10 protein-coding genes are annotated in these 15,010 nt (G+C 59.6%); 6 read left to right on the top strand and 4 right to left on the bottom strand.

Annotation, left to right across the window (positions count from 1 at the left end; translation table 11 throughout):
• The 4 genes from fdx (at position 1) to sseB (ending at position 2,772) form a co-directional block, all read left to right on the top strand.
• Positions 1-336, top strand: a complete 336-nt coding sequence (gene fdx / locus NWV12_RS16420) for an ISC system 2Fe-2S type ferredoxin (RefSeq protein ID WP_048978842.1) — start codon at positions 1-3, stop codon at positions 334-336.
• Position 337: 1 nt separating this feature from the next.
• Positions 338-538: a Fe-S cluster assembly protein IscX gene (gene iscX, locus NWV12_RS16415; RefSeq protein ID WP_003860650.1), complete on the top strand. Its 201-nt coding sequence runs from the start codon at positions 338-340 to the stop codon at positions 536-538.
• Between the two features lie 60 nt (positions 539-598).
• Positions 599-1,885: an aminopeptidase PepB gene (pepB, locus tag NWV12_RS16410; protein WP_101744640.1), complete on the top strand. Its 1,287-nt coding sequence runs from the start codon at positions 599-601 to the stop codon at positions 1,883-1,885.
• A gap of 110 nt (positions 1,886-1,995) precedes the next feature.
• Positions 1,996-2,772, top strand: coding sequence for an enhanced serine sensitivity protein SseB (gene sseB, locus NWV12_RS16405; RefSeq protein ID WP_023333036.1), 777 nt, complete (start codon positions 1,996-1,998; stop codon positions 2,770-2,772).
• A gap of 17 nt (positions 2,773-2,789) precedes the next feature.
• Here sseB and NWV12_RS16400 read toward each other — a convergent pair whose 3' ends face one another.
• The 4 genes from NWV12_RS16400 to NWV12_RS16385 form a co-directional block, all read right to left on the bottom strand.
• A complete protein-coding gene (locus tag NWV12_RS16400; RefSeq protein ID WP_048978844.1) occupies positions 2,790-3,560 on the bottom strand; it encodes a MurR/RpiR family transcriptional regulator in 771 nt (256 codons plus the stop codon).
• Complete coding sequence (gene sseA, locus NWV12_RS16395; RefSeq protein WP_048978845.1) at positions 3,560-4,408, bottom strand: 3-mercaptopyruvate sulfurtransferase; 849 nt, start codon at positions 4,406-4,408, stop codon at positions 3,560-3,562. Before sseA ends, NWV12_RS16400 begins: the two co-directional genes overlap by 1 nt.
• A 90-nt stretch (positions 4,409-4,498) precedes the next feature.
• Positions 4,499-5,866 (bottom strand): 6-phospho-alpha-glucosidase, encoded by a 1,368-nt coding sequence (locus tag NWV12_RS16390; RefSeq protein ID WP_045888293.1) that lies wholly within the window; start codon positions 5,864-5,866, stop codon positions 4,499-4,501.
• A gap of 12 nt (positions 5,867-5,878) precedes the next feature.
• Complete coding sequence (locus NWV12_RS16385) at positions 5,879-7,423, bottom strand: PTS transporter subunit EIIC (protein ID WP_033146216.1); 1,545 nt, start codon at positions 7,421-7,423, stop codon at positions 5,879-5,881.
• A 286-nt stretch (positions 7,424-7,709) separates the two neighbouring features.
• On the opposite strand from NWV12_RS16385, the gene NWV12_RS16380 reads away from it, so the two are divergent.
• On the top strand, positions 7,710-12,662 hold the full coding sequence (locus NWV12_RS16380) for an alpha-2-macroglobulin (protein WP_048978846.1): 4,953 nt from the start codon (positions 7,710-7,712) through the stop codon (positions 12,660-12,662).
• 1 nt (position 12,663) lies between these two features.
• Entirely contained in the window at positions 12,664-14,988 is a 2,325-nt protein-coding gene (pbpC, locus tag NWV12_RS16375) for a peptidoglycan glycosyltransferase PbpC (RefSeq protein ID WP_048978847.1), read from the top strand.
• Positions 14,989-15,010 lie beyond the last annotated feature (22 nt).

Below are 15,010 nucleotides of genomic sequence, written 5' to 3'. Positions count from 1 at the left end.
ATGCCAAAGATTGTTATTTTGCCTCATGCGGACCTCTGTCCGGATGGCGCTGTTCTGGAAGCGAAGACCGGTGAAACCATTCTCGATGTTGCCCTGCGTGCAGGTATCGAAGTGGAACACGCCTGTGAAAAATCCTGTGCCTGCACCACCTGCCACTGCATCGTGCGTGAAGGTTTCGACTCTCTCGCCGAGAGCACCGAAGACGAAGACGACATGCTGGATAAAGCATGGGGTCTGGAGCCTGACAGCCGCCTGAGCTGCCAGGCCGCGGTGACCAATGAAGATCTGGTCGTGGAGTTCCCACGCTACACCATCAACCACGCACGCGAGCATTGATATGGGACTGAAGTGGACAGACAGCCGTGAAATCGGCGAAGCGCTCTACGACGCGAACCCGGATCTCGATCCGAAGACCGTACGATTCACCGACATGCACCAGTGGATCTGCGATTTAGAGGATTTCGATGACGATCCAAACGCATCCAATGAAAAAATTCTGGAGGCGATTCTGTTAGTCTGGTTAGATGAAGCAGAATAAATAACATAACGGGCTGCCTTCAGGCGGCCCGTTTGCTAGTTGCTAATAAGGAAAAATAAAATGACCGAAGCGATGAAGATTACGCTCTCGAATCAGCCTGCTGACGCACGCTGGGGCGAGAAAGCCACCTACAGCATTAATAACGACGGCATTACCCTGCACCTGACGGGCAAAGATGATACCGGCCTGATCCAGCGCGCCGCCCGCAAAATTGACGGCCTGGGCATTAAGCATGTCTCCCTGGAAGGCGAAGGCTGGGACACCGACCGCAGCTGGGCATTCTGGGCAGGCTACAAAGGCCCGAAAGGCACCCGCAAAATCGAGTGGGCTAACCTCGACGAAGCCGGTCAGAAAGAGCTGGAAAGCCGCCTGCAAATCATCGACTGGGTGCGCGACACCATCAACGCCCCGGCAGAAGAGCTCGGTCCTGAGCAGCTGGCGCAGCGCGCGGTTGACCTGCTGTGCGGCGTGGCGGGCGAGAAAATGTCCTACCGCATCACCAAAGGTGAAGACCTGCGCGAGCAGAATTACATGGGCATCCACACCGTGGGCCGTGGTTCTGAGCGTCCTCCGGTCCTGCTGGTGCTGGATTACAACCCAACCGGCGATAAAGCGGCGCCGGTCTTTGCCTGCCTGGTGGGTAAAGGCATCACCTTCGATACCGGCGGCTACAGCCTGAAGCAGAGCGCGTTCATGGACTCCATGAAGTCCGACATGGGCGGCGCGGCAACCATCACCGGCGCGCTGGCGTTCGCCATTACCCGCGGTCTGAACAAGCGCGTGAAGCTGTATCTGTGCTGCGCGGACAACATGGTGAGCGGTAACGCCTTCAAGCTGGGCGACATCATTCGCTATCGCAACGGCAAAAACGTCGAAGTGATGAACACCGACGCCGAAGGCCGTCTGGTGCTGGCCGATGGCCTGATCGACGCGTCTGCCCAGAAGCCAGAGCTGATTATCGACATGGCGACCCTGACCGGCGCGGCAAAAACCGCCCTGGGCAACGACTACCACGCGCTGTTCAGCTTTGACGACAAGCTGGCCGCTCGCCTGCTGGCAAGCGCCGCTGCGGAAAACGAGCCGTTCTGGCGTCTGCCGCTGGCCGAGTTCCACCGCAGCCAGCTGCCGTCCAACTTTGCCGAGCTGAACAACACCGCGAGCGCGGCGTACCCGGCGGGTGCAAGCACGGCGGCAGGCTTCCTGTCCCACTTCGTTGAGAACTACCACGAAGGCTGGCTGCACATCGACTGCTCCGCAACCTACCGTAAAGCGGCGGTTGAGCAGTGGTCCGCTGGCGCGACCGGTCTGGGCGTGCGTACCGTGGCGAACCTGCTGACGGCTGAGTAATCTTTATTGCCCTCACCCTAACCCTCTCCCAAGGGGAGAGGGGATGGTTTGCTCCCTCTCCCTTGAGGGAGAGGGCTGGGGTGAGGGGAAATGCATCATCTGGAATTGTTATGTCCGAAACCAAAAACGAATTAGAAACTCTGCTGGAGCAGGCGGCGACCGAGCCCGCCCACCGTCCGGCATTTTTCCGCACGCTGCTGGAATCCACCGTCTGGGTGCCGGGCACCGCGGCGGAAGGTGAGCAGGTTGTCGAAGACAGCGCGCTGGATCTGCTGCACTGGGAGAAAGACGACGGCACGTCGGTGATCCCGTTCTTTACCTCGCTGGAAGCCCTGCAGGAAGCGGTAGAAGACGAACAGGCGTTCGTGGTGATGCCGGTGCGTACCCTGTTTGAAATGACGCTGGGCCAGACGCTGTTCCTTAACGCGAAGCTGCCGACCGGGAAAGAGTTTACGCCGCGTGAAATCAGCCATCTGATTGGCGAAGAGGGCAACCCGCTCAGCACCCAGGAAGTGCTGGAAGGGGGCGAAACGCTGCTGCTGTCTGAAGTAGCCGAGCCGCCCGCGCAGATGATTGATTCCCTGACGACGCTGTTCAAAACCCTGAAACCGGTTAGACGCGCGTTTCTCTGCTCCATTAAAGAGCGCGCGGACGAGCATCCGGTTCTGCTGATTGGTATTGAGGCGGACGGCGATATCGACGATATCATTCAGGCCGCGGGAAGCGTGGCGACCGACACGCTGCCGGGCGACGAGCCGATTGATATCTGCCAGGTGAAGAACGGCGAGAAGGGCATCAGCCATTTTATTACCGAGCACATCACCCCGTTCTACGAGCGTCGCTGGGGCGGCTTCCTGCGCGATCTCAAAACCAACCGCATCATCTGATTATGGCGGGGTGAATATCACCCCGTTGCTTCCAGCAGCAGTAAATCCATCAGCAGCACCAGATTCGACTCAAACGACGTCACCCCCGCGGCTTCAGCGGCAAAGTGCACCGCTTCGTCATAGAGGGCAAAGTGCACGTCCGCCATCCCCGCCAGCGTGTTGGCCGAGGCGCGGGTAAACGCGACGATCGTCATGCCGACGTTTTTGGCAATCCGCGCTTTATCCAGCACCTGCTCCGTTTCGCCGCTGCGCGAGACGGCAATAAACACCTGATAGCGGGCGGCGTTGCTGAGGAAAATATTCCGGCTGTCCCCCGGCCCGGAGATAAACGCCGTTTTGCCCAGCACCTGCAGCTTCTTGGTCAGGTACTCCGCAAACAGATAGGAAAACCCGGCCCCGTAGAGAAAGAAGCTCTCTTTCTGGCGCAGCAGGTCGGCAAACTGCTGGCGCTTTTCCTGCGTGACCCACTGGAAGGTGTGCTGATAGTTGGCGATAAACTGATTAAACAGCGCCGGGAGTTCAGGAAGCGACGGCCCCTGGGCGGCAATATGCGGCGTGTCGGAGAGCAGCTGCTTGCAGTGCCAGATAAACTCGCTAAAGCCGCTGAACCCCAGCTTCTGACACAGCCGCATGATGGTGGCTGTAGAAACAAACGTCGCCTGCGCCAGCTCGCGTACCGTGATGTTGCCCACCAGCAGCGGGTGCTCCGTGAGGTGGGCGAGGACGCGATACTCCGCGCGGGTCAGCGATGTCCCGCGCGTTAACAGCGTGGCCAGGCGGTTATCCATTATTTCGCGGGTTCAACCGGCAGATCGTCCCGCGCACCCCATTCGCTCCAGGCGCCGTCGTAGAGCGTGACGTCGTTCGCGCCGAGCGTGGCGAGCGCCAGGATCGCCACGCAGGCCGTGACGCCGGAGCCGCAGCTGGCAATAATCGGACGATGTAAATCAACGCCAGCACGGTCAAAAATGGCGCGCAGCTCGTCGGTGGTTTTCAGCTCGCCCTCAAACACCAGATCGCCCCACGGCACGTTCAGCGCGCCCGGAATATGTCCGCGCTTCAGCCCTGGACGCGGTTCATCCGCTTCGGCATTGAAGCGCGGAGCAGGACGGGCATCGACGATTTGCGCCGTTTTTTCATGACTCACGACCAGCACGTCGGTCAGGCGTTTCACCACGTGCGCGTCGAACGTGGCGTCGAATTCGCCTTCCGGAAGCGTCACGTCACCCTGCTGGAGCGGCAGCTCGTCACGCTTCCAGCCCGCCAGCCCGCCCGCCAGAATCGAGACTTTTTCCACGCCGAAGTTCTTCAGCATCCACCATGCGCGCGGGGCGGAGAAGAGGTTACCTTCATCATAAACAACGAGGTGTTTGTCTTTGCTGACGCCCAGCTCGCGCATCGCCACGGAAAACGCTTCCGGGCGCGGCAGCATGTGCGGCAGGGGAGAGTTGCGATCGGAGAGGGCTTCGATATCAAAATATACCGCGCCAGGAAGATGTCCGGCACGGTATTCCGCGACCATATCGCGAAGGTGTTCCTGCCCGGCCGGGGCCATACGCGCGTCAATAATCTGAACTTCCGGATCGTCACCGTGCTCAATCAGCCAGTCGGCGGCGACAAAATATGAGGTGGACATGGGTTGCCTCCATTCTTTTCCGTAAAAAAGGATTGTCGGTGTTTTTTCTGACACCGACAAGCAAACCACGTTCAACTCGCGAGCAAGCCCCTATTTTTTCACCGTTTCGCCGTCCTGCCAGGCTTTTTGCAGCGCAGGCCAGTAGTCGCGGTTGGCCTCGATCATCTCATCCAGAATCGCTTTTGCATGCTCCATGGTTGGCACGGTGCGGTTGAGGGTGAACGCCTGCAGGGCTTTCTCATAGCTGCCCTCGATGGTCGCCTCCACCAGCAGCTGTTCAGAGGCGAGCTGCTGTTGCAAAAGGGTCTGATGGAACAGCGGCACCTGACCGACGCGAATCGGTTCCGGGCCTTCGGAGGTGATATAAGCGGGCACTTCCACCACGGCATCGTAAGGCAGGTTGGTAATCGCCCCGCGGTTTTCCACCATCACCAGATGGCGGCTCCGCAGGTTAAAGGCCAGCGAGCAGGCAACATCGACGATAAACTCGCCGTGAACGCCCACGTGGAAGGCATCCGGCAGGATCCCGGTGCGCTTGTATTCTTCAGCTGCGGCGAACAGCTTTTTCTCGCGCCCGTCCATCACTTCATTGGCGCGGGTATAGTCCGGGTTCTGATGCTCGACGATCTGGTTCGGCATCAGGTAGTACTGCAGATACGGGTTCGGCAGATACTCCGGGAAGTTGTCCATGATCGGCTTAATGTTGCGCCAGGTTTTGACCCATGATGGATCGGAATGCTGCGGATCGGTTTTAGCCGCATCTTCCGTCAGCAGGCCAAACTTCGCGATATGTTTACGCAGTTCGGGAAGCTTGTCTTCGCCGTCCACCAGCACGCGGGTAAACCAGCCGAAGTGGTTCAGGCCGAAGTAGTCCACCTCCAGCCTGCGGCGATCGACACCCAGAATCGCCCCCATATTGCGCATCGCGGCGACAGGCATATCGCAGATGTTCAGCACCCGCGCATTTGGCCGCAGCCGCCGCACGCCCTCCGCGACGATCGCCGCCGGGTTGGAGTAGTTCACGATCCAGGCTTTTTCGTGCGCGTAGCGATCGACCAGATCGATAAGCTCCACCATCGGCAGGATCGTGCGCAGTCCGTAGGCCAGGCCGCCGGGCCCGCACGTTTCCTGACCGACCACGCCGTGGCGCAGCGGGATCTTCTCGTCCTGCTCGCGCATCTTGTACTGGCCGACGCGCATCTGGGCGAAGACGAAATGCGCGCCGCTGAACGCCACTTCCGGATCACTGGTGACGGTAAATTTGATGCTCTGACTGTGGTCGCGAATGACCTTCTCGACGACGGGCGCAATGGTGTTCTGGCGCGCCTCGTCGATGTCATAAAGGCGGATTTCGGCTAGCGGGAAATCCTGCAGGCGCACCATCAGGCTTTTCACAATGCCCGGCGTGTAGGTGCTACCGCCGCCGGCAATCGACAGAATGAATGGGGGTGTAAACATCTTTAGCTCCTTTCAGAGAAACGTCTCAACGGCTTCTCGCATTTTTTTGACGTGCAGCCCGTAGACCACCTGAACGTTGTTACCTTGTTTGATAATCCCTTTCGCGCCGGTCGCCTTGAGCCGCGGCTCGTCGATAATGGCGACGTCCTTCACCGTGACGCGTAAGCGGGTGTAGCAGTTGTCCACCACCTCAATATTTTCCCGGCCGCCCAGACCCGTCACGATGGATTCGCCCAGCCCGTCGTTATTGCCCTTCGCCTGGTACTCCTGCTTGCTGTAGAGGCGCGTCTCCCGATCGTCATCCTCACGGCCCGGCGTTTTCATGTTGAAGCGCAGGATCAGGAAGCGGAACACCACGAAGTAGAGGGCGAACATGATCAGCCCGACCACGATGTACATCGGCCAGTTGGACTTCTCCGTGCCGAGCGGCAGGTTGTAGAGGATGAAGTCGATAATCCCGTTGGCGCCGATGGCGTGAACGCCCAGCAGCGAGAACAGCATCATGCCGATGCCGGTCAGCACCGCGTGCACCACGAAGAGCAGCGGAGCGACGAACAGGAAGGAGAACTCAATCGGCTCGGTCACGCCGACCAGCAGCGAGGTCAGCGCCGCCGGGATCAGAATGGCTTTCGCAATGGCTTTACGCTCCGGCTTTGCGGTCATATACATCGCCAGGGCTGCGGCAGGCAGGCCGAACATCTTGCTGATGCCGCGCGCGTCCCACACCACGGTGCTGCTGAGCTGCTTCACGTCCGGGCAGGCCATCTCGGCGAAATAGATATTGCGTGCGCCCTGATAGGTTGCGCCGCACACCTCCTGCGTGCCGCCCAGCTCGGTATAGAGGAACGGGGTATAAACCAGATGGTGCAGGCCGGTGGGGACCAGAATACGTTCCAGGAAACCGTAGATTGCCACGCCCAACGGCCCGGAGCCTTTGATGGCCAGCGCCAGGGCGCTAATGCCGTGCTGGGCATACGGCCACAGCTCACTCATCACCACGCCGAGCAGCATGGAGACGGGGAGCATGACGATGGCGACAAAACAGTGGCCGGAGTAAATCGCCATCGCGCCGTTAAACTGTACACTGGAGTATTTGTTGTACAGATATCCGGAGAGCGCCCCGGTCAGGATCCCGGCAAAAACGCCCATCTCCAGCACCTGCACGCCCAGTACCATGGTCTGCCCGGCCGCTTTCATCTGGGCCGCTGGCGCCAGTGCGCCCTGCAGCTGTAGCGTGACGTTCATGGCGTTGATGAACACGACAAAGGTCACCAGACCAATCAGCGCGGCATAGCCTTTATCACGCGTCGCCAGACCAATCGGGATCCCGACGGCAAACACCAGCGCCAGGTTGACCAGCACCGACACGGCAGATTTCGCGATAAGCTGACCAAGGTGCTGAATCAGCGGATGGCCCAGAAACGGCAGGTATTCAGCGAGATTACCGTTACCCAGCACGTTACCAAAGGCGATAAACAGACCGACGATCGGTAAGATAAGTACCGGTCCGTACAATGATTTTCCGAAATTTTGTAGGGCGTTCACGGCTCGTTTCATGGCTTTCTCTCTTTTTGAACCGCGCACTCGGGGTGCGTCATGGTCATAAAACTAGCAGCCTTCGGGCGAGCTGAGCCAGCTATCCTCTTGTTTTAAAAACAAATGACTTGAAAGGTAACATGTGACGTTATGTGCTGTGATCGCGGTTCCATCACGGCGTAGCGGCGTGATGCCGTTCTGCGAGACGCTTTCGAGATTTTAAAATTGGCCTTTTTGAATTAATGAAACTTGCGGATAATACTTATCCGGACGACGACCAACAGGCTCCTTGGGCCAGGGACAAAGGATGAAACCGTTTCGCTTAGCCGCGCTCTCTCTTGCGCTGCTCACCACGTTTACGCTTGTCGGCTGTGATAACAGCGACGATAAAACTCAGGCTGCGGCTCCCGCGGTATCCACCGCATCCACACCGAAAGCTGCAGAAAAGCCCAATGCTGAAACGCTGGCTAAACTGGCTGCCCGGAGTCAGGGAAAAGCGCTGACGTTGCTGGATACCTCAGAAGTTCAGCTCGACGGTGCCGCCACGCTGGTGCTGACCTTTTCTGTTCCGCTGAATCCCGATCAGGATTTCGCCAAAACGGTGCATGTCGTGGACAAGAAAAGCGGCAAGGTTGACGGGGCGTGGGAACTTGCGCCGAACCTGAAAGAGCTTCGCCTGCGTCATCTGGAGCCTAACCGCAACCTGGTCGTCACCGTTGAACGTGACCTGCAGGCGCTGAACAAGGCGACGTTCGGCATTGATTATGAAAAAGCCCTGACCACCCGGGACATTGAACCCACCGTTGGTTTTGCCAGCCGCGGCTCGCTGCTGCCGGGCAAGGTGGTGGAAGGTCTGCCGGTGATGGCACTCAACGTCAACAATGTTGATGTCAACTTTTACCGCGTGAAGCCGGAATCGCTGGCCTCCCTTGTCAGCCAGTGGGAATACCGTAACTCGCTGACCAACTGGGAATCCGATAACCTGCTGAAGATGGCGGAGCTGGTTTACACCGGTCGATTCGATCTTAATCCGGCGCGCAATACGCGCGAAAAATTGCTGTTACCCCTGAAGGATATTAAACCCCTCCAGCAGTCTGGCGTTTATATCGCGGTCATGAACCAGGCTGGACACTACAACTACAGCAACGCCGCAACGCTCTTTACCTTAAGCGATATTGGCCTGTCCGCTCACCGTTACCATAACCGCCTGGATATTTTCACTCAGAGTCTGGAGAACGGTGCGGCGCAGTCCGGCGTGACCGTCACGCTGCTGAACGATAAAGGCCAGACTCTCGCCGAGGCGAAGAGCGATGCCGATGGTCATGCGAAGCTTGAAACGGACAAAGAAGCCGCGCTGATTCTGGCGAGCAAAGACGACCAGACCACGCTGCTTGACCTCAAGCTTCCGGCGCTGGATCTGGCGGAGTTCGATATTGCTGGTAGCCCCGGCTACAGCAAGCAATTCTTTATGTTTGGCCCGCGCGATCTTTATCGTCCGGGTGAAACGGTGATCCTCAACGGCTTACTGCGCGACAGTGACGGTAAGCCGCTTCCCGATCAGCCCGTAAAACTTGACGTGCTGCGCCCGGATGGACAGGTTGCGCGTACGATTGTCGTCAAGCCAGAGAACGGGCTCTATCGCTTTAACTATCCGCTGGACAGCGGGGCGCAGACCGGTATGTGGCATATCCGCGCCAACACGGGCGATAACCTGCAGCGCCTGTGGGACTTCCACGTCGAAGACTTCATGCCCGAGCGTATGGCGCTCAACCTGAGCGGACAAAAATCGCCGGTTTCACCGCAGGATAACGTGGACTTTAACGTGGTGGGCTATTACCTGTATGGCGCACCGGCCAACGGTAATTCTCTGCAGGGCCAGCTTTTCCTGCGTCCGCTGCGTGACGCGGTGGCTGCGCTGCCGGGCTTCCAGTTTGGTGATATCGCTGAGGAGAACCTGAGCCGCAGTCTGGATGAAGTTCAGCTTACGCTGGATGAGCAGGGGCGTGGGCAGGTAACCACCGAAAGCCAGTGGAAAGAGGTCCACTCTCCGCTGCAGCTGATCCTGCAGGCCAGCCTGCTGGAGTCCGGCGGCCGTCCGGTGACGCGTCGCGCTGAGCAGGCCATCTGGCCAGCGGCTGAGCTGCCGGGTATCCGCCCTCAGTTCGCCAGTAAAGCCGTTTACGACTACCGCACCGATACCACCGTCAACCAACCGATTGTTGACGAGAACGGCAACGCCAGCTTCGACATCGTTTATGCCGATGCCAGCGGAGCGAAAAAGGCGGTTTCCGGTTTACAGGTACGCCTGATCCGTGAGCGCCGCGACTACTTCTGGAACTGGTCTGAGAGCGAAGGCTGGCAGTCTCAGTTCGATCAGAAAGATCTGGTTGAAGGCGAGCAGGAGCTGACTCTCAAGGCCGACGAGACGGGTAAAGTCACCTTCCCGGTGGAGTGGGGCTCATACCGTCTGGAAGTTAAAGCGCCTGATGAGATGGTCAGCAGCGTGCGCTTCTGGGCAGGCTACAGCTGGCAGGATAACAGCGACGGCACCGGGGCTGCACGTCCTGACCGCGTGACGCTGAAACTGGATAAGCCAGCCTATCAGCCAGGCGATACCATTAACCTGCACATTGCAGCGCCGGCAGCAGGTAAGGGCTATGCGATGATCGAGTCCAGCGAAGGGCCGCTGTGGTGGAAAGAGATCGACGTCCCGGCAAACGGGCTTGATCTCGCTATCCCGGTCGACAAAGCCTGGAAACGTCACGATCTCTACCTGAGTACGCTGGTGGTCCGTCCTGGGGATAAATCCAAATCCGCCACGCCGAAACGCGCGGTCGGCCTGCTGCATCTGCCGATGGGCGATGAAAATCGTCGTCTGAACATTGCGCTCGATAACCCGCAGAAAATGCGTCCAAACCAGACGCTCTCTGTGAAGGTGAAAGCCAGCGTGAAAGAGGGTGCGGTTCCGCAGAAAGTGAACGTACTGGTCTCGGCGGTTGACAGCGGCGTGCTGAACATCACCGATTACGTTACGCCCGATCCGTGGCAGGCTTTCTTCGGTCAGAAACGCTACGGCGCGGATATCTACGATATCTACGGCCAGGTCATCGAAGGGCAGGGCCGCCTGGCCGCGCTGCGCTTTGGTGGTGACGGTGATGAGCTGAAGCGCGGCGGTAAGCCGCCGGTGAACCACGTCACCATTATTGCCCAGCAGGCACAGCCGGTTACGCTGGATGCCAACGGAGAAGGCACGATTACGCTGCCGATTGGTGATTTCAACGGCGAGCTGCGTCTGATGGCGCAGGCCTGGACGGAAGACGATTTCGGCAGCAGCGAAAGCAAGGTTGTGGTGGCTGCGCCGGTCATTACCGAGCTTAACACGCCGCGCTTCCTGGCAAGCGGGGACACCTCACGGCTGACGCTGGACCTCACCAACCTGACGGACAAGCCGCAAACGCTTAACGTCGCCCTGACCGCGACAGGAAAACTGTCGCTGGAAGGCTCGCAGCCGCAGCCGGTTCAGTTGTCTCCTGGCGCGCGCAGCACCCTGTTTATTCCGGTGCGTGCGCTGGAGGGTTATGGTGATGGTGAGGTGACGGCTCAGGTTACGGGCCTGCAGCTTCCGGGTGAGACCTTTGCGCCGCAGCAGAAGAGCTGGAAAATCGGCGTGCGTCCGGCATTCCCGGCGCAGACGGTGAATACCGGTGCCATGCTGAACCCCGGCGAGTCCTGGACCGCACCGGCGCAGCATAGTAACGGTTTCTCTCCTGCTACCCTGCAGGGACAACTGCTGCTGAGCGGTAAACCACCGCTTAACCTGGCGCGCTACATTCGCGAACTGCAGGCGTATCCGTATGGCTGCCTGGAACAGACCACCAGTGGCCTGTTCCCGTCGCTCTACACCAACGCGGCGCAGCTGACTGCACTTGGCATCAAGGGCGACACCGATGACAAGCGCCGTGCGGCGATTGATATTGGCATCTCTCGCCTGTTGCAGATGCAGCGTGAGGACGGTGGTTTTGCGCTGTGGGATAAAAACGGTCCGGAAGAGTACTGGCTGACGGCCTACGTGACCGACTTCCTGGTGCGCGCGGGCGAGCAGGGTTACAGCGTACCTGCCGATGCAGTGAATAACGCCAATAACCGCCTGCTGCGCTACCTTCAGGATCCGGGCATGATGTCCATTCGCTACAGCGATGATACTCAGGCCAGCAAGTTTGCCGTGCAGGCCTATGCCGCGCTGGTGCTGGCACGTCAGCAGAAAGCGCCGCTGGGCGCGCTGCGTGAAATCTGGGATCGTCACGCCCAGGCGGCTTCCGGGCTGCCGCTGATGCAGCTGGGCATGGCGCTCAAACTGATGGGCGATGCACCGCGCAGCCAGCAGGCGCTGGATCTGGCGCTCAAAACGCCGCGTAACGACAGCAAAACCTGGATGGCCGATTACGGCAGCCAGCTTCGCGATAACGCGCTGATGCTCTCTCTTCTGGAGGAGTACAAGCAGCTGCCGGATGCGCAAAATACGCTGCTGAATGCTCTGTCTGAACAGGCCTTCAGCCAGCGCTGGCTGTCAACGCAGGAGAGCAATGCGCTGTTCCTGGCCGGACGCTCGCTGCAAACCCTGTCTGGTACGTGGCAGGCGAAAACTTCGCTGTCTGAGACCGCATCAGGCGGCGATAAGTCACTGGTGCAAAACGTGAGCGGCGACCAGCTTGGCGCGCTGCAGGTGACCAATACCGGGACAACACCGCTGTGGGTACGCCTGGACAGCACCGGTTATCCGGAATATGCCCCTCAGCCGAGCTCGAACGTGCTGCAGGTTGAACGTCATATCCTGGCAACCGACGGCAGCAGTAAATCGCTCTCATCGCTGAAGAGCGGTGAGCTGGTGCTGGTGTGGCTGGACGTTAAAGCCAGCCAGAACGTGCCGGATGCGCTGGTGGTGGATCTGCTCCCTGCGGGTCTGGAGCTCGAAAACCAGAACCTGGCGAGCAGCAGCGCCAGCCTGCAGGACAGCGGCAGTGAGGTACAGAACCTGCTCAGCCAGATGCAGCAGGCGGATATTCAGCATATGGAGTTCCGCGACGACCGCTTTGTGGCTGCCGTGCCGGTAAACGAAGGTCAGCCGGTCACGCTGGTCTATCTGGCCCGTGCCGTGACGCCGGGAACCTATCAGGTGCCGGTCCCGATGGTGGAGTCTATGTACGTTCCGCAGTGGCGGGCAACGGGGGCGGCCAGCGGCCCGCTGATTGTTGTTCCGTAATATGCAAATGGCACGTCTGACACGCTCCCGCTGGCTATGGCTGGCGGGAGCGCTTCTCGTTTTATGGGGGCTGATTGTCGCCGCCGACCGCCTGTGGCCGTTGCCTCTGAAAGAGGTTAATCCCGCCCGGGTGGTGGTAGATGAGAAGGGCACGCCGCTCTGGCGTTTTGCCGATAGCGACGGGATCTGGCGCTACCCGGTTACCATTGAAGAGGTCTCTCCCCGCTACCTTGAGGCGCTGATCCAGTATGAAGATCGCTGGTTCTGGGATCACCCAGGCGTAAACCCGCTCTCTGTCCTGCGCGCTGCCTGGCAGGATCTCAGTTCTGGCAAAGTCGTCTCTGGTGGAAGCACGCTCACCATGCAGGTGGCACGCCTGCTGGACCCGCATCCGCGCACCTTTGGCGGCAAAGTTCGTCAGCTCTGGCGGGCGATGCAGCTGGAGTGGCATCTTTCCAAACGCGACATTCTCACCCTTTACCTCAACCGCGCTCCGTTTGGCGGCACGCTGCAGGGCGTCGGGGCGGCAAGCTGGACCTATCTCGGCAAACCGCCGTCGCAGCTCAGCTATTCCGAAGCGGCGCTGCTGGCGGTACTGCCGCAGGCACCCAGCCGCTTGCGTCCGGACCGCTGGCCTGAACGGGCCGAGGCGGCGCGCAACAAAGTGCTCGACCGCATGGTAACGCAGGGCGTCTGGTCCGCGAAGCAGGTTAAAGAATCACGGGAAGAATCGGTATGGCTGGCGCCCCGACAGATGCCGCAGCTGGCACCGCTCTTTGCGCGCATGATGCTCGGCAAAAGTCGCGACGCAAAAATTATCACCACGCTGGATGCCGGACTGCAGCGGCAGCTGGAAGAACTGGCGATGAACTGGAAATCTCGCTTGCCGGCACGCAGCTCGCTGGCGATGATCGTCGTGGATCATACGGATATGAAAGTGCGCGGCTGGGTCGGCTCGGTGGATATTAACGATGACACGCGTTTTAGCCACGTGGATATGGTCAATGCGATCCGATCCCCGGGATCGGTGTTAAAGCCCTTTATTTACGGTATGGCGCTGGACGATGGCCTGATCCATCCCGCCTCGCTGCTCCAGGACGTTCCCAGAAAAACCGGTGATTATCGCCCCGGGAATTTTGACAGTGGGTTCCACGGACCGGTCAGCATGAGTGAAGCGCTGGTGCGCTCCCTCAACCTTCCCGCGGTACAGGTACTGGAAGCCTACGGGCCAAAACGTTTTGCCGGGATGCTGAGCAACGCAGGCTTGCCGCTGATCCTGCCTGCGGGGGCGCAGCCGAATCTGTCCCTGATCCTGGGCGGGGCAGGCGCCCGGCTGGCCGATATCGCCGCGGCCTACAGCGCGTTTGCCCGACACGGTAAGGCGGGAAGGCTGCGGTTACAGCCGGGCGATCCGCTCATTGAACGTCCGCTGTTGTCGCAAGGCTCGGCGTGGATTATTCGCCGTATTCTGGCGAACGAGGCGCAGCCGCTGCCGGATAATGCGTTACCGCAGATCGCGCCGCTGGCGTGGAAAACCGGCACCAGCTACGGCTACCGTGATGCATGGGCCATTGGTCTTAATGCCCGCTACGTAATAGGCATCTGGACAGGACGACCGGACGGCACGCCCGTAGCGGGGCAGTTTGGTTTCGCCAGCGCGGTTCCGCTATTAAACCAGGTGAATAACCTGCTTCAGTCACGCTCAACGGTAGACGAGGCCCGCCTGCCGCGCGACCCGCGTCCGGAGAGCGTCGGGCGGGGCGTGATCTGCTGGCCGGGCGGCCAGTCGCTGCCGGAAGGGAGTGAAAACTGTCGGCGTCGCCTGTCGACCTGGCTGCTGGAAGGGAGTGAACCGCCCACGCTGCTATTGCCCGAACAGGAAGGGATACGCGGCATTCGTTTTCCGGTCTGGCTGGATAAAACGGGTAAACGCGTGGCGGCAGATTGCCCTGATGCAACTGAAAAAGTCCTTGATGTCTGGCCGCTGCCGCTGGAGCCCTGGCTGCCGGCGACCGAGCGTCGCGCGGTACGGGTCCCTCCTTCATCAACCACCTGTCCTCCGCTGTCGCAGGACGCACCTGCGCCACTCATCCTGACAGGCGTGCGCGAAGGGGCCGTCATCAAACGTCTGCCGGGGGAATCCCGCGTTTCGCTGCCGCTTCAGGCGACCGGCAATAGCGGCGAGCGCTGGTGGTTTTTGAACGGTGAACCGCTGAATGTGAAGGGAAGAGTTTACACATTACAGCTTGATAAATCGGGCGATTATCAGTTACTCGTTATGGATGAGACCGGTCAGGTCGCGACGGTGAATTTTACGCTGCAGTGACCTGAAAATAGCTTTCTGATGT

Source organism: Enterobacter sp. Crenshaw, assembly GCF_024734705.1.
Lineage (GTDB): Bacteria > Pseudomonadota > Gammaproteobacteria > Enterobacterales > Enterobacteriaceae > Enterobacter > Enterobacter asburiae_B.
The sequence above is the reverse complement of the archived record's forward strand: the minus strand, read 5'-3'. Positions and strand labels throughout refer to the sequence as shown.

Bases quoted from the DNA above. Each gene is read 5' to 3' on its own strand.
- fdx (WP_048978842.1), top strand. From the start codon at position 1: ATGCCAAAGATTGTTATTTTGCCTCATGCGGACCTCTGTCCGGATGGC.
- iscX (WP_003860650.1), top strand. From the start codon at position 338: ATGGGACTGAAGTGGACAGACAGCCGTGAAATCGGCGAAGCGCTCTAC.
- pepB (WP_101744640.1), top strand. From the start codon at position 599: ATGACCGAAGCGATGAAGATTACGCTCTCGAATCAGCCTGCTGACGCA.
- sseB (WP_023333036.1), top strand. From the start codon at position 1,996: ATGTCCGAAACCAAAAACGAATTAGAAACTCTGCTGGAGCAGGCGGCG.
- NWV12_RS16400 (WP_048978844.1), bottom strand. From the start codon at position 3,560: ATGGATAACCGCCTGGCCACGCTGTTAACGCGCGGGACATCGCTGACC.
- sseA (WP_048978845.1), bottom strand. From the start codon at position 4,408: ATGTCCACCTCATATTTTGTCGCCGCCGACTGGCTGATTGAGCACGGT.
- NWV12_RS16390 (WP_045888293.1), bottom strand. From the start codon at position 5,866: ATGTTTACACCCCCATTCATTCTGTCGATTGCCGGCGGCGGTAGCACC.
- NWV12_RS16385 (WP_033146216.1), bottom strand. From the start codon at position 7,423: ATGAAACGAGCCGTGAACGCCCTACAAAATTTCGGAAAATCATTGTAC.
- NWV12_RS16380 (WP_048978846.1), top strand. From the start codon at position 7,710: ATGAAACCGTTTCGCTTAGCCGCGCTCTCTCTTGCGCTGCTCACCACG.
- pbpC (WP_048978847.1), top strand. From the start codon at position 12,664: ATGCAAATGGCACGTCTGACACGCTCCCGCTGGCTATGGCTGGCGGGA.